This window comes from Mycobacterium sp. IS-3022, from assembly GCF_001500065.1.
Lineage (GTDB): Bacteria > Actinomycetota > Actinomycetes > Mycobacteriales > Mycobacteriaceae > Mycobacterium.
Window position 1 is genome coordinate 98,100 of the sequence record NZ_LQIN01000045.1, and the last position, 21,738, is coordinate 119,837.

Below are 21,738 nucleotides of genomic sequence, written 5' to 3' on the forward strand. Positions count from 1 at the left end.
ACCGCATGACTGAGCTCAAGCCCGATTTCGGCCGCTACGGCGTGTGGACGTTCGGCGTCCCCAAGCCGGAACAGGCGGTCGAGATCGAGAAACTCGGCTACGGCGCGGTGTGGATCGGCGGGTCGCCCGCCGGCAACCTCGAGTACGTCGAGCCCATCCTCGAACGCACGGAGAATCTCCAGGTCGCCACCGGCATCGTCAACGTGTGGACGGCGCCCGCCGACGAGGTCGCCGAGGCGTACCACCGCGTCGAGGACGCTTATCCGGGACGGTTCCTGCTCGGCATCGGCATCGGCCATCCCGAACACACCGACGAGTACCGCAAGCCCTACGACGTGCTGGTCGAGTACCTCGACGCGCTGGATGCCAAGAAGGTGCCGACAAGCCGGCGCGTGATCGCCGCGCTGGGCCCGAAGGTGCTCAAACTGGCCGCGCAGCGCAGCGCCGGAGCGCATCCGTATCTGACCACGCCGCAGCACACCGGTGAAGCGCGAAATCTCCTGGGCCCCACCGTGTTCATTGCCCCGGAGCACAAGGTCGTGTTGGCTCGAGATGCCGAGACGTCGCGCAAGATCGGCCGTGAGACCGTCGACTTCTACCTGAACCTGTCGAACTACCTGAACAACTGGAAGCGGTTGGGCTTCACCGACGACGACGTCGAGAAACCGGGCAGCGACCGGCTGATCGACGCCGTTGTCGCGCACGGCACGACGGACGCGATCGCTGCGCGACTGAACGAACACCTGGAGGCGGGGGCCGATCACGTGGCGATCCAGGTGCTCGGAGGGTGGGATGCGCTGCTCCCCACGTTGACCGAACTGGCGGGGCCGCTGGGCTTGAAGGGCGCCTAGAACCGCATCGAGTTGTGCCGATCGTCGGGCCCGAAACGCTCGTGCAGAGTTCGCAGCACGGCGGCGCAGGCGGCACGCTCGGCCGGATCGATGCGATCCAACACCCGGCGCAACTCGCGCCGTCGATACGCGGTCACCCGCCGGACCACATCGCGGCCCCCGTCCGTCAACTCGAGGGTGACGACGCTGCGGTTGGCGGGGTCTCCGCCACGCACCAGATACCCGCGGGCATGCAACCGATCGGCCAGGCGGGTCACCGAGGAGCCCACCACGCCAAGGGCCTTGGCGCACTCCGACGACGTCGAGCGCCCAGCCCGCTGTAGCACCAGCAGCAGCCGAAACTGCGGCAGCGAGACGTCGACCTGTTCCACGCTGCGCAGCGCGACACCCACCAGGTCGCCGGTGGCCACCTCGAACGCCACGAGCTCGTCGAGCGGCGTCTTGGTCGTATCACCCTTACGCACGTGCGAAGTATTGCATGGTGCAAGCCCTGCAGACGTCCATCAGTGGCGGGCCGCCAGCTGACGCCGTAGCTTCCTGGTCTCCTCGAAGCGCGCGGTGACATCGCGCAGGGTCGCTGCAATACCGAGCATCTCGTCATCGGCGCCGAACAGCGGCGCAATGGTGAACTCGACGGAGATGGTGCTGCCGTCGTTGCGCACCGCCGGTACCGCCAGGAGGTCACCGGCCCCGTAGCGGCTCTGCCCGGTGTCCATCACGTTCTGCCAACCCTTCCAGTGCCGTACGCGAAGCCGCTCGGGGATTATCAGGTCGAGTGACTGCCCGACGGCCTCGGCGGGGGTGTATCCGAAAATTCGTTGGGCACTGCCGTTCCAGAACGTGATGACGCCGTCGCGGTCCGCGCAGATGATCGCGTCAGGTCCGGTCAGAATCGCCGCGCCGACCAATGCGTCGTCCATGTTCACCCCACGTTTGCATACCGCAACACTTGCAATATGCAAGAGAAGGTAGCAGAGTGGGACTTGAGTCGACCCAATCTCCGAAGGAGGGTGCGATCGTGACCCTCTGGCACGACAGGCTGCGGGCGTCGGGATTGCGGGTGACCAAACCACGTCTGGCGGTGCTGGCCGAGGTGAGCGAACACCCGCACGCCGACGTGGAGCGCATCACCGCGGGCGCGCGCAAACGCATCGGATCCTTGTCGACACAGGCTGTTTACGACGTGCTCTACGCGCTGACCGATGCGGGCCTGTTGCGGCGCCTCGAGCCGGCGGGCTCACCGGCACGGTTCGAGCTCGAAACCGGTGACAACCACCATCATCTGGTCTGCAGGTCGTGCGGTGGGATCGCCGACGTCGACTGCGTCACCGGCGAGAAGCCCTGCCTGCGCGCCGGCGACCAGTCGGGCTACCTGATCGACCAAGCCGAGCTGACGTTCTGGGGCATCTGCCCCGACTGCCAAGTCCGTAACAGCCCAACTGATTGGAGATCGGCATGACCACACCACGTTTCGGGTCGACCACCGGGTCCGGCGCACCGGCCGCCAGCGACCGCAACTCGTTGACGGTGGGCGCAGGCGGTCCGATCGTCCTGCACGATGTGCACTTCCTCGAACAGATGGCGCACTTCAACCGCGAGCGGGTGCCCGAGCGCAGTCCACACGCCAAGGGATCGGGGGCGTTCGGTGTCCTGAAGGTCACCGAGGACGTCTCGCAGTACACCAAGGCGGCGCTGTTCCAGAAGGGTGCCGAAACCGATCTGCTGGTGCGGTTCTCGACCGTCGCGGGCGAGCAGGGCAGCCCGGACACCTGGCGCGATGTACGCGGCTACGCGATGAAGTTCTACACCTCCGAGGGCAACTACGACATCGTCGGCAACAACACCCCGATCTTCTTCCTGCGCGACCCGATCAAGTTTCCTCACTTCATCCGCAGCCAGAAGCGGCTGCCCGACTCCGGCTTGCGGTCCGCCCAGATGCAGTGGGATTTCTGGACTCTCAACCCCGAGTCGGCCCACCAGGTCACCTACCTCATGGGTCAGCGCGGGCTGCCGCGAACGTGGCGGCACATGAACGGTTACGGCTCGCACACCTACATGTGGGTCAACGCCGGTGGCGAAAAGTTCTGGGTGAAGTACCACTTCCACACCCACCAGGGCATGGAATTTCTCACCAACGACGAAGCCGCGACCATGGCCGGTGAGGACGCCGACTTCCACCGCCGCGACCTGTTCGACGCCATTGCCGCCGGCGACTATCCAAGCTGGCGGCTGTCGGTGCAGGTGATGCCGTACGCGGAGGCGGCCGACTATCGCTTCAACCCGTTCGACCTGACCAAGACCTGGTCGCACGCGGACTATCCACTGATCCCGGTCGGCATCTACACGCTCAACCGCAATCCGGAGAACTTCTTCGCCGAGATCGAGCAGGCCGCGTTCTCGCCCGGAAACACCGTGCCGGGGGTCGGACTGTCGCCGGACAAGATGCTGCTGGGCCGAGCGTTCGCCTACAACGACGCTCAGCGCAACCGCATCGGCACCAACTTCCACCAACTGCCCGTCAACCGGCCCCGCCACGGGGTCGAGGTGAACACCTACATGTTCGACGGGCAGATGACCTACCACCACTCCGGCGACGCCGCGGTCTACGCGCCCAACAGCACCGGTCGGCCGTGGGCCGATACGACCGGACCGGCAGAGGACGGTTGGGAGGCCGACGGCGAGTTGTTGCGCGCGGCATACTCGCTGCATTCCGAGGACGACGACTTCGGGCAGGCCGGCACGCTGGTACGCGAGGTCTGGGACGACGCACAGCGCAGCGCTGCGGTCGAGACGATCGCCGGGGCCCTGCTCGGCGGTGTCAGCGGCGACGTCCTGGACCGCGCGCTGCAGTTCTGGCGCAACATCGACGCCGACCTCGGCGCGCGCGTCGAAAAGGCCGTTCGCGCAGGCGATGTGCCCGAGCCCGTCGACGGCATGGGCGACGCGTAGGCCGCCTCACCAGAGCCGGGTTCCGGGACACGGGACCCGGCTCTTGCGTCGGCGACCACCGCATTACTAGGATATCCAACTATCTATCAGTGAAGGGCACGCTCATGAGCACACAGATTCCGCATTTCATCGACGGCAAGCGCACGAACGGCCAGTCGAGCCGCACCGCCGACGTCTTCAATCCCAGCACCGGCGAGGTGCAGGCTCAGGTGGCGATGGCATCGGCCGCGGATGTGGACGCCGCGGTGGCGGGCGCCGCGGAGGCGCAGAAGGCATGGGCGGCGTGGAATCCGCAGCGCCGTGCCCGTGTGCTGATGAAGTTCATCGAGCTGGTCAACCAGAACGCGGACGAACTCGCCGACATGCTCTCCCTCGAGCACGGCAAGACCCACGCCGACTCCCTCGGCGACATCCAGCGCGGGCTGGAGGTCATCGAGTTCTCGGTCGGAATCCCCCACCTGCTCAAGGGCGAGTTCACCGAGGGTGCGGGCACCGGCATCGACGTGTACTCGCTGCGCCAGCCACTCGGCGTGGTCGCGGGCATCACGCCGTTCAACTTCCCCGCCATGATCCCGCTCTGGAAGGCCGGACCCGCGCTGGCGTGTGGCAACGCGTTCATCCTCAAGCCGTCCGAGCGCGATCCCTCGGTTCCGGTCCGGCTCGCCGAGTTGTTCCTCGAAGCCGGCCTACCTCCGGGCGTGTTCCAGGTGGTGCAGGGCGATAAGGAGGCCGTCGACGCGATCCTCGAGCATCCGGTCATCCAGGCGGTCGGCTTCGTCGGCAGCTCCGACATCGCGCAGTACATCTACTCGACCGCGACGGCAAGCGGCAAGCGCGCCCAGTGCTTCGGGGGCGCCAAGAACCACATGATCGTGATGCCCGACGCGGACCTCGACCAGGCCGTTGACGCCTTGATCGGCGCCGGCTACGGCAGCGCGGGTGAGCGCTGCATGGCGATCAGCGTGGCCGTGCCCGTCGGCGAGGAAACCGCCAACCGCCTGCGCGCCCGGCTCGCCGAGCGCGTCGCCGAACTGCGCGTCGGTCACAGCCTCGACCCCAAGGCCACCTACGGTCCGCTCGTCACCGAGGCGGCGCTCAAGCGGGTGCGCGGCTACATCGACGCGGGTGTCGAGGCCGGTGCCGAGATCGTGGTCGACGGCCGCGAACGCACCAGCGACGACATGCAATTCGGTGATGCCAGCCTCGAGGGCGGCTTCTTCATCGGGCCGACCCTGTTCGACCATGTCACCACCGACATGTCCATCTACACCGACGAGATCTTCGGCCCGGTGCTGTGCATCGTGCGGGCCCACGACTATGAGGAAGCGTTGAGGCTTCCCTCCGAGCACGAGTACGGCAACGGCGTGGCCATCTTCACCCGCGACGGCGATGCGGCTCGCGACTTCGTCTCCCGGGTGCAGGTCGGCATGGTCGGCGTCAACGTGCCGATCCCGGTTCCGGTGGCGTACCACACCTTCGGTGGCTGGAAGCGGTCCGGCTTCGGCGACCTCAATCAGCATGGGCCGCACTCGATCCTGTTCTACACCAAGACGAAGACCGTCACGCAGCGGTGGCCGTCGGGCATCAAGGACGGCGCCGAGTTCGTCATCCCGACCATGAAGTAGCGCCCGACGAGCGCTCGCGCGAGGAGAAAGCAGCGGTGGACTACTTCGGCTTCGACGACGACGAACGCGTGATCGCCGAGACGGCGGCCGCGTTCGCCGAGAAGCGCCTCGCGCCACACGCTTTGGAGTGGGATGCCACCAAGCACTTCCCCACCGACGTGTTGCGCGAGGCCGCGGAACTGGGGATGGCGGCGATCTACTGCCGCGACGACGTCGGTGGCAGCGAGTTGCGACGGCTGGACGCCGTGCGGATCTTCGAGCAACTCGCGGCGGCCGACCCGACCGTCGCGGCGTTCCTGTCGATCCACAACATGTGCGCCTGGATGGTCGACACTTACGGCACCCACGAACAACGCAAGACGTGGGTGCCGCGGCTGGCGTCGATGGAGCTGATCGCCAGCTACTGCCTGACCGAACCCGGTGCCGGCTCCGACGCAAGCGCGTTGCGCACCAGGGCCGTCCGTGACGGCGACCATTACGTCCTCGACGGCGTCAAGCAGTTCATCTCGGGCGCCGGGTCGTCGAATCTGTACATCGTGATGGCTCGCACCGGCGGTGACGGGCCCCGGGGCATCTCGACGTTCCTCGTCGAAAAGGACACTCCCGGGCTGAGTTTCGGCACCGACGAAGACAAAATGGGCTGGCACGCCCAGCCCACCGCACAAGTGATCTTCGACAACGTTCGGGTGTCCGCCGAAGCGATGCTCGGGGGCGCCGACGGCGAGGGTGCAGGCTTCGGGATCGCGATGAACGGCCTCAACGGCGGCCGCATCAACATCGCCGCCTGCTCGCTCGGCGGCGCCCAGGCCGCCTACGACAAAGCCGCCGCCTATGTGCGCGACCGGGAGGCGTTCGGCGGCGCACTGCTCGACGAGCCCACCATCCGGTTCACCCTCGCCGACATGGTCACCACGCTTGAGGCATCGCGAAACCTGTTGTGGCGCGCGGCCCGAGCGCTCGACGAGAACCACCCGGACAAGGTGGAGTTGTGCGCGATGGCCAAGCGCTACGTCACCGACTCGTGTTTCACCGTCGCTGACCAGGCGCTGCAACTGCACGGCGGCTACGGCTACCTCACCGAGTACGGGCTGGAGAAGATCGTCCGGGATCTGCGGGTACACCGGATCCTCGAGGGCACCAACGAAATCATGCGCGTGGTCATCGGGCGGTCTCAGGCCGCCAAGGTGCGCGAATCGGCATAGCGTCGGAACAGGAGAGCACATGAGCACAGTGGCGTTTCTGGGGCTCGGCCACATGGGCGGGCCGATGGCGGCGAACCTGCTCGCCGCCGGGCACGCCGTGCACGGCTTCGACCCGGTGCCCGCGTTGAAGGACGCCGCCGCCGGCAAGGGCGCATCGGTGTTCGACAGCGGCGCAGAGGCGGTCGCCGCGGCCGACGTCGTCATCACCTCGCTGCCCAACGGCGACATCGTGAAGGCCTGCTACGCAGAGGTGTTGCCCGCCGCGCGCGAAGGGGCGCTGTTCATCGACACCTCCACGATCTCCGTCGACGACGCCCGCACCATCAACAAGCAGGCGGCCGACCGCGGCTTCGCCCAGTTGGACGCACCGGTTTCCGGCGGGGTGAAGGGCGCGACGGCGGGCACGCTGGCGTTCATGGTCGGAGGTGAAGAGTCGGCGGTCGAGCAGGCTCGTCCGGTGCTGGAACCGTTGGCGGGCAAGATCATCCACTGCGGCGCCGCCGGCACCGGCCAAGCCGCCAAACTGTGCAACAACATGGTGCTCGCCGTGCAGCAGATCGCGATCGGTGAGGCGTTCGTGCTGGCGGAGAAGCTGGGCCTGTCGGCGCAGTCGCTGTTCGACGTGATCACCGGCGCCACCGGCAACTGCTGGGCGGTGCACACGAATTGCCCCGTGCCAGGGCCGGTTCCGACGTCACCTGCGAACAACGACTTCAAGCCCGGCTTCGCGACCGCTCTGATGAACAAAGACCTCGGACTGGCGATGAACGCGGTCAAGTCCACGGGCTCGAACGCGCCGCTGGGCAGCCACGCCGCGGAGATCTACGCCAAATTCGCCGCCGACCACGCGGACAAGGACTTCAGCGCCGTGATCAAAGTGCTCCGCGAAAGCTGATCCAAAGCTGATTCAGAGCGTGCCCGCTCGCCCGTCGAGCCAGGCACGCTTGCCGTAGCCGTCGAGGTGGGCAACTTCGGTGACCGGTTTGCGCGTCGTCGGCCCGTACCGACCACGCGGCCAGCCGAGGGGGACGACACATACGGGTGTCACCGTCAGCGGCAGCCCCAGGGTTCGGCGCGCGGATGTCACGCTCCACAGCGGCAGGGTGATCAGCGACGCACCGAGCCCCATCGCCCGCGCGGCGAGCAGCAGGTTCTGCACGCTCGGGTAAATCGATCCGAAGAACGACGATTCACCGACGAAAGGCGACGGCACGTACGGCAACCGCATACCGCCGCGCAGACACGGCACGACGAGGACGGGTATCTCACTGAAATGATCGACCTGCCACTGCACGGCCCGCAGAATCTTCAGCATCGACTCGTCACCGGCGGCGACGCGCCGGCCGAGTCCGCCGTAGAGCGACCAGGCTTGCCGGTAACGTTTGCCGAGCGCGTCCTTGACAACCTGGTCCTTCACCACGATGAACTCCCAGTTCTGCCCGTTCGAACCGGTGGGGGCCCGCAAGGCCAGCTCGATGCACTTCAGCACGACGGCATCGTCGACCGGATCGGGAAGAACGCGGCGCACCGCACGCTGGGTCATCATTGCCTCGACCAGCGGCATGTCGAGCCGGGCGAGCGCTTCGTCAGTTGTGGGGATGTCGGTCATGTGACCGACGCTACCGCTACGCGGCGGCGGGCTTGCGGACCTTCCACCAATTCGCATGCAGCCGTTGGCAATCCGCGACGGTCAACGGAGGCTCGCCTGCGTAGTCCGGCCGCACCGCCAGGGCGGTCGGGATGTCGGGGGTGCCCTCGCCGGTGACCACCACGGTGGCCAGGCCCGCGGCGTTCGCGGCTCGCAGCCCGCAGGCCGAACCGGTCACGGCGATCGCGTCCTCGGCGGACAGGCCCAGTTCGTCGAGTGCGTGACGATGTGCTTCGGGGTCGGGCATCGGCTTGGTGATGTCTTCGGTGGTGACAACGGTCTCGACCAGCCCCTCGCCGACCAGTTGCCGCACCAGTGGCTCTGCCCAAGCGCGCCTGCCATTGGTCACGACGGCCAGCTGGACGCCGGCGCGGACCGCGTCCATCACGAAGTCGACCAGACCGGGTCGCGGTGAGAGGTCGCGTTCGAGGATCAACTCGTCGAACATCATTGCCTTGGTCGTGTAGATGTCGTCGGCCAGCAGCGCGGTCAGCACATCGGACTCGGTGGCGACGCAGCGCTTGCGCAGTTCCGCGGCAATGCGCTGGCGCTCGTCGGTCAGTGCCAGCAGCTGCCGGTACCGGGCCACCGACCACTGACAGTCCAGGCCGTGTGCCGCGAAGGCCGCGTTGTAGGCCACGCGGTGGCCGTCGCATTCGATGTCGGTCAGCGCGTCGAGGTCGAAGACCACGGCGCGGATGGAACAGCCCGGCCCGGTGGGCGATGCGCAGTCCCACCAGAACCGGCCGGCGCGCCACGTCGTCTCATGCGTTGTCGGCATGCAGACAAGGGTGGCCGATGTCACATGTTCCCGACCTCCCCCAATCGGGGGATCGGCGATGCCAAGTTGCGCTACCACGGCAAACGGCACCTCTAAGGTTGGTGCCATGCCGAGCAGCCCCCCGGTGCGATTAGTGCTGGTCGACGATCACGAAATGGTCATCGAAGGCCTCAAGGCCATGCTCGCGGCGTTCTCGGATCGGGTGCAGGTGGTCGGGCAGGCCGTGGGCGCTGAGCGAGCGCTCAGCGTCGTCGACGAACTCGACCCCGACATCGTGTTGTCCGACGTCCGCATGCAGGGCTCGAGCGGACTCGACCTGTGCCTGGAGCTGCGCGAGCGCAAGCCGGAGCGCAAGGTCGTGATGCTGTCGGTCTACGACGACGAGCAGTACCTGTTTCAGGCGCTGCGGGTCGGGGCGTCGGGTTATCTGCTCAAGAGCATCAGCAGCGACGAGTTGGTGCGCCAGTTGGAGTTCGTCCACCGCGGCGAGACCGCGATCGACCCCGGGATGGCGGCCCGCGCCGTCGACACCGCGGCGCGGCTGCAGCGCGACGAGTTCTGGCCCGGCGCCCGGCAGGGGCTCACCCAACGCGAGAGCGAGATCCTGTCGTTCGTCGTCAACGGGCTGTCCAACCGCGCCATCGCCACCAAGCTGGTGATCGGCGACGAGACCGTCAAGACGCACCTCAGCTCGATCTACCGCAAGCTGGGGGTCAGCGACCGCACCGGCGCGGTGGCGACGGCACTGCGGGAAGGGATCTACCATTGACGTCCTCCCCACACCCAAGCCGGGGATTCCAACTCACATCCCCCTACGCGGCAGGGTTAGCGAGTTGAGGTTCACGGTTCACAGACTGCCCGTCGGCGAGGTCTCCCCGTGCAGTCACCGCCCGTCCGGCGGCGATATTACGCGCAGCATTCACATCGGCATTGCACGGTCCGGCATCGCACACTTCACACTCGAAGACCGCTTGGCTCTTGCGGTTTCCAGAGGCGATGTGCCCACAAACGGAGCAGCGCTGCGATGTGTACGCAGCTGGTACTTGCTCGACTCGGCCGCACGCTTTGTGCCCCAGGCGCAAAACAAGCTGGCCCCATCCACTTCTGCGGATTGCGCGGTTGAGCGCACGTTTACGCGCGACTCCGACACCCGGCCGCTCGATTGTTCCCCGGGCCGAGCGGGTCATCGCACGAATGTCGAGACCTTCGACTCTGATGATGTCGAATCGTCGCGCCAAATCTGTGCTGGTCTTCTCGATCCAGTCCTTACGCCGATCGACCTCGCGTGCCTGCAATCTAGCGACGGCGTTTCTCGTCTTCCGGCGACGGTTCGAACCGGGCGCGGCCCGAGACAGTCGCTTTTGCAGCAACCGCAATCGTCTCGACTCTCCTCGACTGAGGCCCGGCACCGACAACAGTTCGCCATTCGAAAGCGCTGCGGACACCGTTATCCCGCGATCGATGCCAACCACACTGCCATCGGCAGGGCCCGGGATAGCGCTCGGTATATGTGCGAACGAGATATGCCAGCGGCCAACACGATCGCACGTCACCCGGTAAGACTTGACACCATCCGGCACTGGCCGCGAGAGCTGAAACCGTACCCAACCAACCTTCGGTACCCACACTTGACCGAAGCGGCGGTTCAGTACCCGGATGTGTCGCGGCTTCACAGCAACTTGCCGAAACCCCTCGTTCACACGGGCTTTGCGGTACTTCGGGCGGCGATGCGTCCCACGGAAGAAGTTCTGCATCGCCTGCGCGAAGTCACGCAGTGCCTGCTGCTGAACAGTTTGGCTTCCGGCACGGAGCCATGCATGTTCCGCTCGCACTTCGGTCAACTGGGCGCACTGGTCGACGTAATTCGGAGATCTCCGTCCAGGTCGCCAGTGTCGAGACTGCTCCACCGCCAGATTCCAAACAAACCGCGCATGACGGCAGTGCAGCATCAACACCTCTTCCTGGTGAGGCGTCGGTACAAGTCGGAACCGCGACATACCAGGACGGTAACGTCACACACCGACATCCGACGCGGACGTAGGGTGCAGGCAGGGTGAGCGACTATGAACTGCAGAACCGATTCGTCGGTTGATCGGAAACCCATATGAATGCCGGATATCCCGACGCCGTGCGGGAGCTGAGCCAGTACGCGTTGGCCGCCGACCGGGAGCTGGCGCTGCTGCGCGAGCTGATCCAGGCGGCGTCGAAGGGGCCGGGCGTCGAACCGCTCGCCGCGGCGGCGGCACGGATGATCACCGCCGCGACCGCCAGCGACGTCTGCTTCGTTCACGTCCTCGACGACAGCGACCGGTCGCTCACGCTGGCGGGCGCCACGCCGCCGTTCGACGCGGAGATCGGCAAGATCAGACTGCCGCTGGGACAGGGGATCTCGGGCTGGGTGGCCAGCCACCGCGAGCCCGTGGTCATCACCCAGGACAAGGAGTCCGACCCCCGCTACATGCCGTTCCAGTCGCTGCGCGGCTCGGACTTCACCTCGATGGTGTCGGTCCCGATGGAGACCGACCCCGGCGGCTTGGTCGGCGTGCTCAACGTGCACACCGTCGAGCGCCGCGAGTTCACCGAACGCGATGTCGAGCTGCTCGTGGTGATCGGAAGGCTCATCGCGGGCGCCATGCATCAGGCCCGGCTGCACCGGCAGCTGGTGGCCCGCGAGCGGGCACACGAGAACTTCGTCGAGCAGGTGATCGAGGCCCAGGAACTCGAACGGCGCCGGCTCGCAGGCGATATCCACGACGGCATCTCGCAGCGCCTGGTCACGCTGAGCTACCGATTGGACGCGGCCACCAGATCCGACGACCCCGCGATCGTCGCCGAACAACTGGGCAAAGCGCGCGAGCTTGTGGAGTTGACCCTGCAGGAGGCCCGCGCGGCGATCAGCGGGCTGCGGCCACCGGTGCTCGACGACCTCGGGCTGGCCGGCGGGCTGGCCAGCCTGGCGCGCTCGATACCGCAGGTCGGCATCGAGGTGGACCTCGCCGAGCGCCGGCTGCCCGACCACATCGAGCTCGCGCTCTATCGGATCGCGCAGGAGTGCCTGCAGAACGTCGTCAAGCATGCCAAGGCCACGTCGGCCCGGCTGATGTTCACCGTCGACGCGGGTGACAGCAGCGACGTCGCTCGGCTCGAAATCATCGACGACGGCGTGGGTTTCGACACCTTCGAGCATCCGCTCGGCGGTGACGACATGGGCGGCTACGGTCTGCTGTCGATGGCCGAACGCGCCGAGATCGTCGGCGGCCGGCTCAACATCAGGTCTCGCCCGGGAGCGGGCACCGCGGTGACGGCGACGATTCCCATTCCGTCGGTTCCGGATTAGGCGCGACCAGACGCAAAGTGACCAATTTTCGGCGGTTTTCCGGTCAATTTGCGTCTGCTCATGCTGAGAGGTCGCCCGCCCAGCGCGCCCTCCTAGCGCGGCTAGAAGTCACCCGAGTTGCGGCGCAGCGTCTGGATCGAGGCGGCCAGGGCCCGCGACTCGGCGTCGGACATTCCGATGTCGGCGAACACCTCGTTGTTCAACGTCACCGTGGCGTCCTCGACCGTCGAGCGGCCGAGGTCGGTGATCTGCACCAGCGTCGTGCGCCCGTCGGTCGGATGGGGGACCCGCTCCACCAGGCCGTCGGCTTCCAGGCGCCGGATCGCGTGGGTGACGCTGGTGACGTGCACCTGCAACCGGTCGGAGGCCTTGGTGATCGGCAGTGCGCCGTTACGGCTGAACGCCAACAACCGAAGCAGCTCGAACCGCGAGAAGCTCAAGTCGTAAGGCCGCAGCGCACTCTCGACGCGGGCCAGCAGGATCTGATGCGCCCGCATCACCGACGTCACCGCGACCATGCCGTCGGCGACCTCGCCCCATCCACAGCGCTCCCAGTTGGCCCGCGCGAGCGCGATCGGGTCGCGGTCGTCCTGCCGCGGCGATTCGAAGGGCACGCCCCTTCATACCGCATTGGTCGACGCGGTCAGCGGCTTTCGGCGCACGGCTTGGGCCACCGCCGCCACCACTGCGCGGGTGGATTTGCGGTCGCCCACGGTGATGCGCACGCCGCCGTCGGGGTAATGGCGCACGCGCATCCCGATCGTGTCGAACGCCTCTTTCCAGCAACGGCCGCACTCCGGCAGGTACACGAAGTTGGCGTTGCTCTCGGTGCTGTACACCCCCATCGCCCGCAGCCGCATCCGCAGGTACCGGCGCTCACAGGTGATCATCCGGATGCGTTGGCGCAACTCGGCTTCCGCGTCGAAAGAGGACGCCACCGCGACCAGTGCGGTGATGGGGACGCCGAACGGCAACTGCACGGCCCACAGCCGCCGGGCCAGCCCCGGCGCACAGAAACCGTAACCGATGCGTAGTCCGGCCAGCCCGTACGCCTTGGAAAAGGTCCGCAGCACAACGACGTTCGGATGCCGTGCGACCACTGCCACGGCGTCGATCCGGCATTCCGGTGGTAGGAATTCCACGTAGGCCTCGTCGAGCAGCACCACGGTGTCCGGCGGCACCCGTCGCAGGAACCGCTCGAGGTCGGCGGCGGTTTCGACGGTGCCGCTCGGATTGTGCGGCCGGCACACCACCACGACCCTGGCGTCCGCTGCGGCGGATGCCATCGCGTCGAGGTCGTGATGACCGTGCGCGTCGAGCGCGACGGCGACCGATTTCAGCCGGGCCATGTGCGCGAAGACCGGATACCCGTCGAACGTCGGTGAGGCCGTCACCATCGTGTCGCCGGGACTGGTCAGCGCCTGCAGCACCTGCATGATCACACCGGTCGCGCCGGCCCCGATGACCACCTGCTCGTCGCGCACCCCGATGCGCTCGGCGATCAATGTCCGCAGCCGCTCGGGCAGATACTCCGGATACCGGTTGGCCGCCTCGATCGAGGCGATCAGCGCCGACCGGACGGACGGCAGCGGCGGGAAGGGATTCTCGTTCAGCGACAAGGCCATCGGGTTCGTCGCGTTCGGTAGCGCGCCGACGGCCACCAGTCCGCTGCACCCCGGTGTCGCCATCACCCGCGACCGCCCCACCGCACGGCGGCCGCGCCGGCGAAGTCGCCGGCATGGGCGAATGCGGCCATCAGCACCACGTCACCCGCAACGAGGCGTCCGCTGCCGATCGCGCGGTCCAAGTTGACCGGAATGCCCGCGGCAAACAGGTTTCCGCACGTTTCGAAGGTGTCGACGTGCCGTTCGGCGGGCAGCTCGAGCGCTTCGCGCCAGTTCCTCAGGAACACCCGGTTCGGCTGGTTGGTGACGAGCAGGTCCAGGTCGGCGGGCTTGACGCCGATGCGGTCGCACACCGCATAGGACACCTCGGGCACCTGCCGGTTGCCGCGCGCGAGCACCTTTGTGATCTTGCTTTCGGTGAAGCCGATGCACCCCTCCCCCGGCCCCGGCTGCCACCATTTTCGCGGCGGGTCGATCGCGATCGTCATATCGCCGGCGAACTCGCCGTAGGTGCGGCATTCCACGTCGAGAATCGGCGACTGCTCCGAGACCGCCACGAGCCCGACGGCCGCGCCGTCGCCGGGCACCGACGCCTGCGCCTTGCGTCGCACCCCGGGTTGGTCGAACACCTGCCCGGCGGCGTTCTGCGCGACGGCGATCAGCGCCGTCCGGCCCGCCCCGGAGGACAGGAGTTGGCGGGCCACCTGGAGTCCCAGCACGAAGGCCGCGCAGCCGCCGTTGTGCAGGTCGAGCACCCAGTCCGGCTTCATGCCGAGGCGATGGGCCATGGCGCCGCCGCCGCCGTAGAACGGCATGTCGGGCATCTGGGTGTGGGTGATGAGCACGTCCGCACCGGCGATCGCGTCGTGGCCGTGCCGCTCGATCAGTCCGGCCGCCGCACGCTCGACCATGTCGACCGCTGTCTCGTCGGGCGCAACGTGGTGGCGGAACCTGGGTGCGCGGAACATCACGTTGTCACGCAGGTCGTCGGATTCGGCGAACTGCGCGTAATAGTCGGCGCCGATCGGATCACCCGGCAGGTAGGTCGAAACATCCAGAAGGCTGACGGTCATCGGTGCTCACCTCATCCAGTCGGGTGTCACGGGAAGGCCGTTGCGGTGGCGGTACTCGACGATCGCCTTGAGATTGCGCAGCTCCAGCAGGTGACCGGCACCGAACATGTCCCAGAAGTCGCCCACCCAGACCGGTCGCTCGGGCGGCGCCGTCTCCGGATAGGGATTGCGGTCGTAGAACGGGTGGTGACAATTGGTCCACAGCACCACCGACCCGGGCTTGTCCAACACGACCTGGGCATCGACAACACGCATCAGATAAATCATCCACAGGTGCCTGCCCTGGTCCCAGGCGCAGTGATAGTCGACGGTCCCGGCCGCTTCGTTGGCCACGGTGCGGGTGAAAATCTGTGTCTGCGAACCCAATCGGTCATGAGCCAGCCATAATCCGGGCTCCTCGGTAGGGGTGAACCCGCGCAGGCTGTAGGTCCACTCCTCCAGACACCGGGTATCGGCCAGATAGTCGAACAACTCGTCGGGCGGACAGTCGATGTAATCGTTGACGGTGCAGTACTGGCCGTACACCTCGTCGTGCGGGTACACCGACCGCATCATCTCCATGATGATCGGGGTGGCCTTCTCGCGCGGTGAGGTCTCGATGCGGATCAGGCCGTCCAGCGGTTCTGCGGTCCCCCGGTGAGCAGAGATGTCGTCAAGTGCGGGCAGCGACATTGGTCGGGATCTCCTTTGTGACAGACGGATTACTGGTGGCGCCGTCGAGAAACGCTGCGAACGGCGGGATCTCGTCGGCCGAACATTCGATGCTGATGACCGCCGGACCGTCGGTGTCCAGGGCGGCGCCGAGCGCGGCGGGAAGCGAGGCAAGCTCGTCGACGTCCGTCGCGGGCAGTCCGGGGAACATCGCGCTCAGCCCCGCCCCCAACCGGCTGGGCCCGAACCGGTTGTAGCTGTAGCGATCCCGATAGAACATCTGCTCACGGGTGACACACATCGCGTGCGCGTGGTTGTCGAACAGCAGGAAGGTCACCGGCAGCCCGTACTCCCTGGCGGTGTGGATCTCCATGCCGTGCATGAAGAAACTGCCGTCGCCCGCGATGACCACGGTTCGCCTGCCGCGCCCGAACGCCATTCCGATCGCGGCGCCGAAGCTGTACCCCATCCCGCCCATACCGAGCGCGACGACGAACCGGCCGTTGCGCCGCACCGGCAGGTGGTGTATCGCCGCCGCCCCGATGTTGCCCGCGTCGACCACGATGTCCACACCGGCGGGCAGCGTCGCGTCGAGCGCGGCCATCGCGTCTCGGTACCGGATGCCGGGACCGCGGTGCGGCGGCGGTCGCAACTCGGCGTGCGCCACCACATCGGGCACCCGTACCGCAGCAGGGCGGCCCTGCCCGGACAGTGCGGCGGTGAGCGCCGACAGCGACCCGCGGAGGTCTTCGCTCTGCAGGTGTGTGCACGCGAGATACGGTGCCGCCGAACCGATCGAGTACACCGGCACCGAAGCCAGCGCGTCGTCCAGCCCGGCGCGTGCGGTCACGGGCAACCGGGCACCCACGAGCAGGCACAGCGCGCTGCCGGCCACGGCCGCCGCGATGCTCGGATGGCCCATCACACCGGTCACCCCCAGCGCCGAGGACGAGCCCATCCCGGGTGTGCCCGCGACGTCTTTGGCATCGGGCACGGTGGCCACCCGGGCGCGCAGCACGGCCCGCAGCGCCTCGAGTTCGGCGCGCGCGTCGTCACGCGCCACCTGATCCCCGGCGATCAGCGTGACGGGGCCGGCGGCCCGCCGCAACGCTCGGGCGATCGGATGCACATCCGCCTGCTGTACGGTGGCCCGCTCGCCGATGACCACGCCGCCGTTGACGGGCACGTCCGCTTGTTGGATGTCCTTGGGCAGCAACAGCACCGCCGGCCCGCGCATCGCCTGCGCTGCCGCAATCGCGGTGGGCAGCGCGGTGATGATGTCCGCCGGAGCGAGCACCCGTCGGCAGTGCACCGAGACCGCCGAGAACAGCGCGTGGCCATCCAATGCACCGTTACGGCCGCTGGTGTCCTGGAACGCGCCCCGCCCGTCGAGGCGGGTCGGCGGCTGCCCGATCAGGGCCAGCACCGGCACCCGGCTCGCGAGGGCCTCGCCCAGCGCGGGCACCGTGTTCAGGCAGCCGCCGCCGGAGGTCGCGGCGACCACGCCGATGCCGCAGCCGCTGCGGCTGTATCCATCGGCCATCGTCGCTGCGGAGAACTCGTGTTTGGCGAGCACCGCGGTGATGTCGGAACGGAAGAACGCTGCGTCGTAGAGGTCCTCGATGTTGGCGCCGTCGACACCGAAGACATACTCGACGCCGATCGCGGCCAGGTGCTCGACGATGTGGTCGACGACCCGATGGCCCATAGCTCACCTGCTTTCGCACGCTTCAGCAGTGACACGGAGCGTGGGCCGGTTGGGTTCACCCGTCGCGCAGATTCACAGTGAGCGTTCCAGGAGCACCTCGCCCGATTCGGACGAGACCAGTTGCACCGCAGCGATTTCGTCCATCTGCATCGGGGTGTTGGCGCTGGGCAACGCGGTCGCCCCGGACAGTCCCAGCCACGTCGCGATCTGGTTGCGGCTGCCGTCGTCGCCCACCACCACCATCGCCAGGTCCTGGGGCGGCGCATCGCGTTGGCCCCAGTCGCCGTAGGTGCACGCCATGTCGATGCGCGTGCCCCAGCCGTAACCCGTCATCGAAATCGTTGCGTTGATGGGTGTCTCGGACACCTTGTTCATCTCCAGTTGCTCGCCCGACGCCTGCGGCGGCGTACCGGTCTGCTGACCGAAGGTGTCGGGGCGCATCACGATCGCGATACCGACCGCCAGCACCGCGGCGGCCAGGCCGACCGCGGCCGTGGCCATCCAGCGCGACCGTCGGCGCCGGGCCCGCACCTTGTCCAGCAGGCCGGGCAGCAGCTCTGGAGGCGGTTCGGCAGCAGCCGAGTCGAACTCTCGGAAGTCGGCGGGCCCGACCTTGCTCAACAGCGCGGGGATGCCACTCAACTCGGCGACCGCGGACCTGCAGTGCGCGCACGTCTTGAGATGCGCCTCGTATTCGCGGCGCTCCTCGCTGGAGAGTGAACCCAGAACGTAGGCGGCGTCCCAGGTCGCGTACCGATCGTCGTCCGCCCGGACGAGGGCTGGGTCGAATGCGGTCACCGCGTCACCCCCATTTCCTCCAACTTGAGCTTCAGCGCTCGTACCCCGTAGTGCAGCCGCGACTTCACGGTGCCCTCCGCGATGCGCAGGTCGTCGGCGATCTGCGCGGTCGTCCAACCCTGGTAATACGCGCGGCTGATGACCGCGCGATGCTCCTCGGACAGGCAGGCGATGGCTTCGCCGAGCATCATTCGGTCCAAGGCAGCCTCCACCTCGTCGGGTCCGGCCCGGTCCGCGGTTGCCTCGATGTCGGGGGTGCCGGACTCGCTGCGGAACCGGGCGCTGCGCCGCTCATCGATGATGAGGTTACGGGCCACGGTGAACAACCAGGCCCGCACGGACCTCGTGGAATCGGCCGTCACCTCGGGGTGGCGCCACGCTCGCAGCAGCGTTTCCTGCACGACATCCTCCGCCCGGGCCGTATCACCCGTCAGCCGCACCGCATAACGCCAGATCGCGGCGGCGTGCTCCGCGTAGAGCACCCGCACGACGGTCGCCTCCGGGTCGTCCAAATTCAACCTCCGTTATGGATACGAGGTTGCCGGTCGTCCGGTTCAAGTATTCGCCGTCAAGACCCCTGCGTGAGGATGCGAGGTCCGTTCTCGGTGACCGCGACGGTGTGCTCCCAGTGTGCGGCCCGCGAGCCATCGGCGGTGACGACGGTCCACTCGTCTTCGAGGACCACCGTTTTTGTGCTGCCCAGGGTCAGCATCGGTTCGATGGCCAGCACCGAGCCGACCGCCAGATGGGGACCGCGGCCCGGGGCGCCCTCGTTGGGCAGGAACGGGTCCATGTGCATCTGTCTGCCGATGCCGTGCCCGCCGTAGCCGTCGACGATGCCGAACGCACGCCCGTAACGCTTCTCGGCCGCGCGCGTTGCGGTCTCGATGGCGTGCGACACGTCGGTGAGCCGGTTGCCCGCCACCATCGCGGCCGCACCGGCTTCCATGGCCTCCTTGGTGGCCTGCGACAGCGCGTCGTCGACCGGGATCAACGTCCCGATGCCGAACGTGATCGCCGAGTCACCGTGCCAGCCGTCGACGATGGCGCCGCAGTCGATGGACACCAGGTCGCCGTCGGCCATCGTCTCGCTCGCCGACGGGATCCCGTGCACGACACGGTCATTGACCGACGAGCAGATGCTGGCGGGGTAGCCGTGGTAGCCGAGGAACGACGGCACGCCGCCGCCGTCGCGGATGACCGACTCGGCGATCTCGTCGAGCGCCAGCGTGGAGACCCCCGGGGCGGCGGCCCGACGCACCGCGGCCAGGGCCGCGGCCACCAGTGCGCCCGCGACGGCCATCGCGTCGAGCTCACCGGGTGTGCGCTGCGGTACCACCTTGCGGCTGCGCAGACCCATCAGGCCCATGTCCGACTACTTACCGAGCGCCTGCAGCGCCCGCGCGAAAACCTCGTCCAGCGCGCCGACCGCGTCGACCTGTTGGAGGTTGTTGTGGCTGTAGTACTCCAGCAGCGGGTAGGTCTCGTCGCGATAGACCTGCATCCGGTTGCGGATCACGTCTTCGGTGTCGTCGTCGCGGCCGCGCGCCTTGAGCCGCTTGAACAGCTCGTCCTCGGAAACCTTGAACTCCAGCACCGCGTCGAGTTTGGTGTCGTGACGCTTGAGCATCTCGTCGAGCGCCTTGGCCTGCTCCACCGAGCGGGGATAGCCGTCGAGAATGAACCCCGCAGCCGCATCCTCCTGCTCGATGCGGTCCTCGACCAGCTTGTTCGTCAGCTCCGAGGGCACCAGGTCACCCGCGTCGAGGTAACGCTTGGCCTCCAGGCCGAGCGGGGTGCCGTCGCCGATGTTCTGCCGAAACAGGTCGCCTGTCGAGATCTGCGGGATGCCGAGCTTCTCGGAGAGCTTCTGGGCCTGCGTGCCTTTACCGGCACCGGGTGGTCCGAGCAGAACGACTCTCACTTGAGGAACCCTTCGTAATTGCGTTGCATCAGCTGGCTCTCGATCTGCTTCACGGTATCCAAGCCGACCCCGACCAGGATCAGAACTCCGACACCGCCGAACGGCAGGTTCTGCACGGGGCCGCTGGCACCGACCTGAAGGAACATGTTCGGCAGGACGGCGATGACACCGAGGTAGATCGAGCCCGGCAGCGTGATGCGGCTCAACACGTAGCGCAAGTAGTCGGCGGTCGGTTGGCCTGGGCGGATGCCGGGGATGAACCCGCCGAACTTCTTCATTTCGTCCGCGCGCTCGTCCGGGTTGAACGTGATCGACACGTAGAAGTAGGTGAAGAAGACGATCAGCACGAAGTAGACCGCGATGTAGGCGGGGCTACTGGGATCCGTGAGGTAACTGGCGACGAACGAACTCCACCAGTTGGTGCTGTTCGGATTGGAGCTGCCACTCTGGATCAGCTGGGTGATCAGCTGCGGGATGTAGATCAGCGACGAAGCGAAGATGACCGGGATGACGCCGGCCTGGTTGACCTTCAGCGGCAGGTACGTCGACGTGCCGCCGTACATCTTGCGTCCGACCATGCGCTTGGCGTACTGCACCGGGATCCGGCGCTGGCCCTGCTCGACGAACACCACGCCGACGACGATTGCCAGCGCGCCGAGGCACACCAGCGCGAACACCAGGCCGCCGCGGCTCTCCAGAATGGCCTGGCCTTCGCCGGGCATCGCCGAGGCGATGCTCGCGAAGATGATCAGCGACATGCCGTTGCCGATGCCCCGCTCGGTGACCAGCTCGCCCATCCACATCAGAAGCGCCGCGCCCGCCGTCATCACCAGGACGATGACGACGAGGGTGAAGATGTTCAGCCCCTCGCTCTGGCCCTGGATGATGTCGAGCGTGCAGCCCTGCAGCAATCCGCCGTTGGCGGCCAGCGCCACGATGCTGGTGGCCTGCAGAATGGCCAGCGCAATCGAGAGATAGCGCGTGTACTGCGTCATCTTGGTCTGGCCGGACTGTCCCTCCTTGCGCAGCTGCTCGAACCGCGGAATCACCACGGTCAACAGCTGCACGATGATGCTTGCGGTGATGTAGGGCATGATGCCGACCGCGAACACCGACAGCTGCAGCAGCGCACCGCCGGAGAACAGGTTGATCAAGGAGTACACCTGGCCGGCGTCGCCGCCGCTGACCTCAGCGATACACGTCTGGATGTTCGGGAAGTTCACGCCGGGAGACGGTATGGAGGCGCCGACCCGGTAAAGGATCACGATGCCCAGGGTGAACAGGATCTTTCGCCTCAGGTCGGGTGTCCTGAGTGAAGAGATGAAAGCCGAGAGCACTCTTCCTCCTGCGCAGCCGACCTTTTGATCGCGGCGTGCGGATGGGGCTGGATTCGACCAGCGTCTTGGTTAAGTCGTGTGCGGACCCCCGTCAAGCGCACAGCCTGCAGAGTTACCCGCCAAACAGTCTACGAGAGTAACAGTTAGGGCACTGTCGGCCCGCATCCCGCCGACGGTCTGGTTCTCACAGCCACTTCTCAGGCCGGGAACATATCGTGGACCCCATCTC

General features: G+C 67.1%; 23 protein-coding genes. 8 read left to right on the forward strand and 15 right to left on the reverse strand.

The genetic code is table 11. From position 1 onward, the window contains the following. Positions 1-5 precede the first annotated feature (5 nt). Positions 6-851, forward strand: coding sequence for an LLM class F420-dependent oxidoreductase (locus AU188_RS19380; RefSeq protein WP_059165124.1), 846 nt, complete (start codon positions 6-8; stop codon positions 849-851). On the opposite strand, the gene AU188_RS19385 is transcribed toward AU188_RS19380, so the two are convergent. Further along, the gene (locus AU188_RS19385; RefSeq protein WP_059165125.1) at positions 848-1,315 is read right to left on the reverse strand and encodes a MarR family winged helix-turn-helix transcriptional regulator; all 468 of its coding nucleotides are present in this window, start codon (positions 1,313-1,315) and stop codon (positions 848-850) included. The genes AU188_RS19380 and AU188_RS19385 overlap by 4 nt on opposite strands. Before the next feature lie 39 nt (positions 1,316-1,354). Further along, positions 1,355-1,771 carry a PAS domain-containing protein gene (locus AU188_RS19390; RefSeq protein WP_082686703.1) on the reverse strand — a complete coding sequence of 139 codons (417 nt, stop codon included), beginning with the start codon at positions 1,769-1,771 and terminating at the stop codon, positions 1,355-1,357. A 98-nt stretch (positions 1,772-1,869) separates the two neighbouring features. Between AU188_RS19390 and AU188_RS19395 the strand changes: the two genes are divergently transcribed. From AU188_RS19395 to mmsB, 5 genes are all read left to right on the forward strand, one after another. Beyond that, complete coding sequence (locus AU188_RS19395) at positions 1,870-2,310, forward strand: Fur family transcriptional regulator (RefSeq protein WP_059165127.1); 441 nt, start codon at positions 1,870-1,872, stop codon at positions 2,308-2,310. Beyond that, a complete protein-coding gene (locus AU188_RS19400) occupies positions 2,307-3,800 on the forward strand; it encodes a catalase (RefSeq protein ID WP_059165128.1) in 1,494 nt (497 codons plus the stop codon). Before AU188_RS19395 ends, AU188_RS19400 begins: the two co-directional genes overlap by 4 nt. A 104-nt stretch (positions 3,801-3,904) precedes the next feature. After that, positions 3,905-5,425, forward strand: coding sequence for a CoA-acylating methylmalonate-semialdehyde dehydrogenase (locus tag AU188_RS19405; protein WP_059165268.1), 1,521 nt, complete (start codon positions 3,905-3,907; stop codon positions 5,423-5,425). Positions 5,426-5,460: 35 nt separating this feature from the next. Continuing rightward, positions 5,461-6,627: an acyl-CoA dehydrogenase family protein gene (locus AU188_RS19410; protein ID WP_059165129.1), complete on the forward strand. Its 1,167-nt coding sequence runs from the start codon at positions 5,461-5,463 to the stop codon at positions 6,625-6,627. After that, positions 6,533-7,522: a 3-hydroxyisobutyrate dehydrogenase gene (mmsB, locus tag AU188_RS19415; protein ID WP_286137584.1), complete on the forward strand. Its 990-nt coding sequence runs from the start codon at positions 6,533-6,535 to the stop codon at positions 7,520-7,522. Before AU188_RS19410 ends, mmsB begins: the two co-directional genes overlap by 95 nt. A 12-nt stretch (positions 7,523-7,534) precedes the next feature. On the opposite strand, the gene AU188_RS19420 is transcribed toward mmsB, so the two are convergent. Together AU188_RS19420 and AU188_RS19425 are read right to left on the reverse strand one after the other, a co-directional pair. Beyond that, a complete protein-coding gene (locus AU188_RS19420) occupies positions 7,535-8,236 on the reverse strand; it encodes a nitroreductase family protein (protein ID WP_059165131.1) in 702 nt (233 codons plus the stop codon). A 16-nt stretch (positions 8,237-8,252) separates the two neighbouring features. Beyond that, complete coding sequence (locus tag AU188_RS19425; protein ID WP_059165132.1) at positions 8,253-9,056, reverse strand: HAD family hydrolase; 804 nt, start codon at positions 9,054-9,056, stop codon at positions 8,253-8,255. Positions 9,057-9,162: 106 nt separating this feature from the next. On the opposite strand from AU188_RS19425, the gene AU188_RS19430 reads away from it, so the two are divergent. Next, the gene (locus AU188_RS19430; protein ID WP_059165133.1) at positions 9,163-9,825 is read left to right on the forward strand and encodes a response regulator; all 663 of its coding nucleotides are present in this window, start codon (positions 9,163-9,165) and stop codon (positions 9,823-9,825) included. Between the two features lie 43 nt (positions 9,826-9,868). Here the strand turns inward: AU188_RS19430 and AU188_RS25075 are convergent, their stop codons facing one another. After that, a complete protein-coding gene (locus tag AU188_RS25075; protein WP_082686705.1) occupies positions 9,869-11,053 on the reverse strand; it encodes an RNA-guided endonuclease InsQ/TnpB family protein in 1,185 nt (394 codons plus the stop codon). Positions 11,054-11,160: 107 nt separating this feature from the next. Here AU188_RS25075 and AU188_RS19435 point away from each other — a divergent pair, with 107 nt between their 5' ends. Beyond that, positions 11,161-12,393 (forward strand): GAF domain-containing sensor histidine kinase, encoded by a 1,233-nt coding sequence (locus AU188_RS19435; protein ID WP_059165134.1) that lies wholly within the window; start codon positions 11,161-11,163, stop codon positions 12,391-12,393. 101 nt (positions 12,394-12,494) lie between these two features. On the opposite strand, the gene AU188_RS19440 is transcribed toward AU188_RS19435, so the two are convergent. From AU188_RS19440 to secY, 10 genes are all read right to left on the reverse strand, one after another. Continuing rightward, positions 12,495-13,007: a MarR family winged helix-turn-helix transcriptional regulator gene (locus AU188_RS19440; protein ID WP_059165135.1), complete on the reverse strand. Its 513-nt coding sequence runs from the start codon at positions 13,005-13,007 to the stop codon at positions 12,495-12,497. Positions 13,008-13,013: 6 nt separating this feature from the next. Further along, complete coding sequence (locus AU188_RS19445) at positions 13,014-14,081, reverse strand: pyridoxal phosphate-dependent aminotransferase (RefSeq protein WP_059165269.1); 1,068 nt, start codon at positions 14,079-14,081, stop codon at positions 13,014-13,016. Further along, the gene (locus tag AU188_RS19450; RefSeq protein ID WP_059165136.1) at positions 14,081-15,091 is read right to left on the reverse strand and encodes a 3-oxoacyl-ACP synthase III family protein; all 1,011 of its coding nucleotides are present in this window, start codon (positions 15,089-15,091) and stop codon (positions 14,081-14,083) included. Before AU188_RS19450 ends, AU188_RS19445 begins: the two co-directional genes overlap by 1 nt. Before the next feature lie 6 nt (positions 15,092-15,097). Beyond that, on the reverse strand, positions 15,098-15,763 hold the full coding sequence (locus tag AU188_RS19455) for a hypothetical protein (RefSeq protein WP_059165137.1): 666 nt from the start codon (positions 15,761-15,763) through the stop codon (positions 15,098-15,100). Continuing rightward, on the reverse strand, positions 15,744-17,450 hold the full coding sequence (locus AU188_RS19460) for a thiamine pyrophosphate-binding protein (protein ID WP_059165138.1): 1,707 nt from the start codon (positions 17,448-17,450) through the stop codon (positions 15,744-15,746). The genes AU188_RS19455 and AU188_RS19460 overlap by 20 nt, the downstream gene beginning before the upstream one ends. 72 nt (positions 17,451-17,522) lie before the next feature. Then, the gene (locus AU188_RS19465) at positions 17,523-18,248 is read right to left on the reverse strand and encodes an anti-sigma factor family protein (RefSeq protein WP_059165139.1); all 726 of its coding nucleotides are present in this window, start codon (positions 18,246-18,248) and stop codon (positions 17,523-17,525) included. Beyond that, positions 18,245-18,760: a sigma-70 family RNA polymerase sigma factor gene (locus AU188_RS19470; protein WP_059165140.1), complete on the reverse strand. Its 516-nt coding sequence runs from the start codon at positions 18,758-18,760 to the stop codon at positions 18,245-18,247. The genes AU188_RS19465 and AU188_RS19470 overlap by 4 nt, the downstream gene beginning before the upstream one ends. A 56-nt stretch (positions 18,761-18,816) precedes the next feature. Next, positions 18,817-19,617, reverse strand: coding sequence for a type I methionyl aminopeptidase (map, locus tag AU188_RS19475; RefSeq protein WP_059165141.1), 801 nt, complete (start codon positions 19,615-19,617; stop codon positions 18,817-18,819). Positions 19,618-19,623: 6 nt separating this feature from the next. Next, positions 19,624-20,172, reverse strand: coding sequence for an adenylate kinase (locus AU188_RS19480; RefSeq protein WP_059101379.1), 549 nt, complete (start codon positions 20,170-20,172; stop codon positions 19,624-19,626). Next, entirely contained in the window at positions 20,169-21,509 is a 1,341-nt protein-coding gene (gene secY, locus AU188_RS19485) for a preprotein translocase subunit SecY (protein ID WP_059165142.1), read from the reverse strand. Before secY ends, AU188_RS19480 begins: the two co-directional genes overlap by 4 nt. Positions 21,510-21,738: the final 229 nt, after the last annotated feature.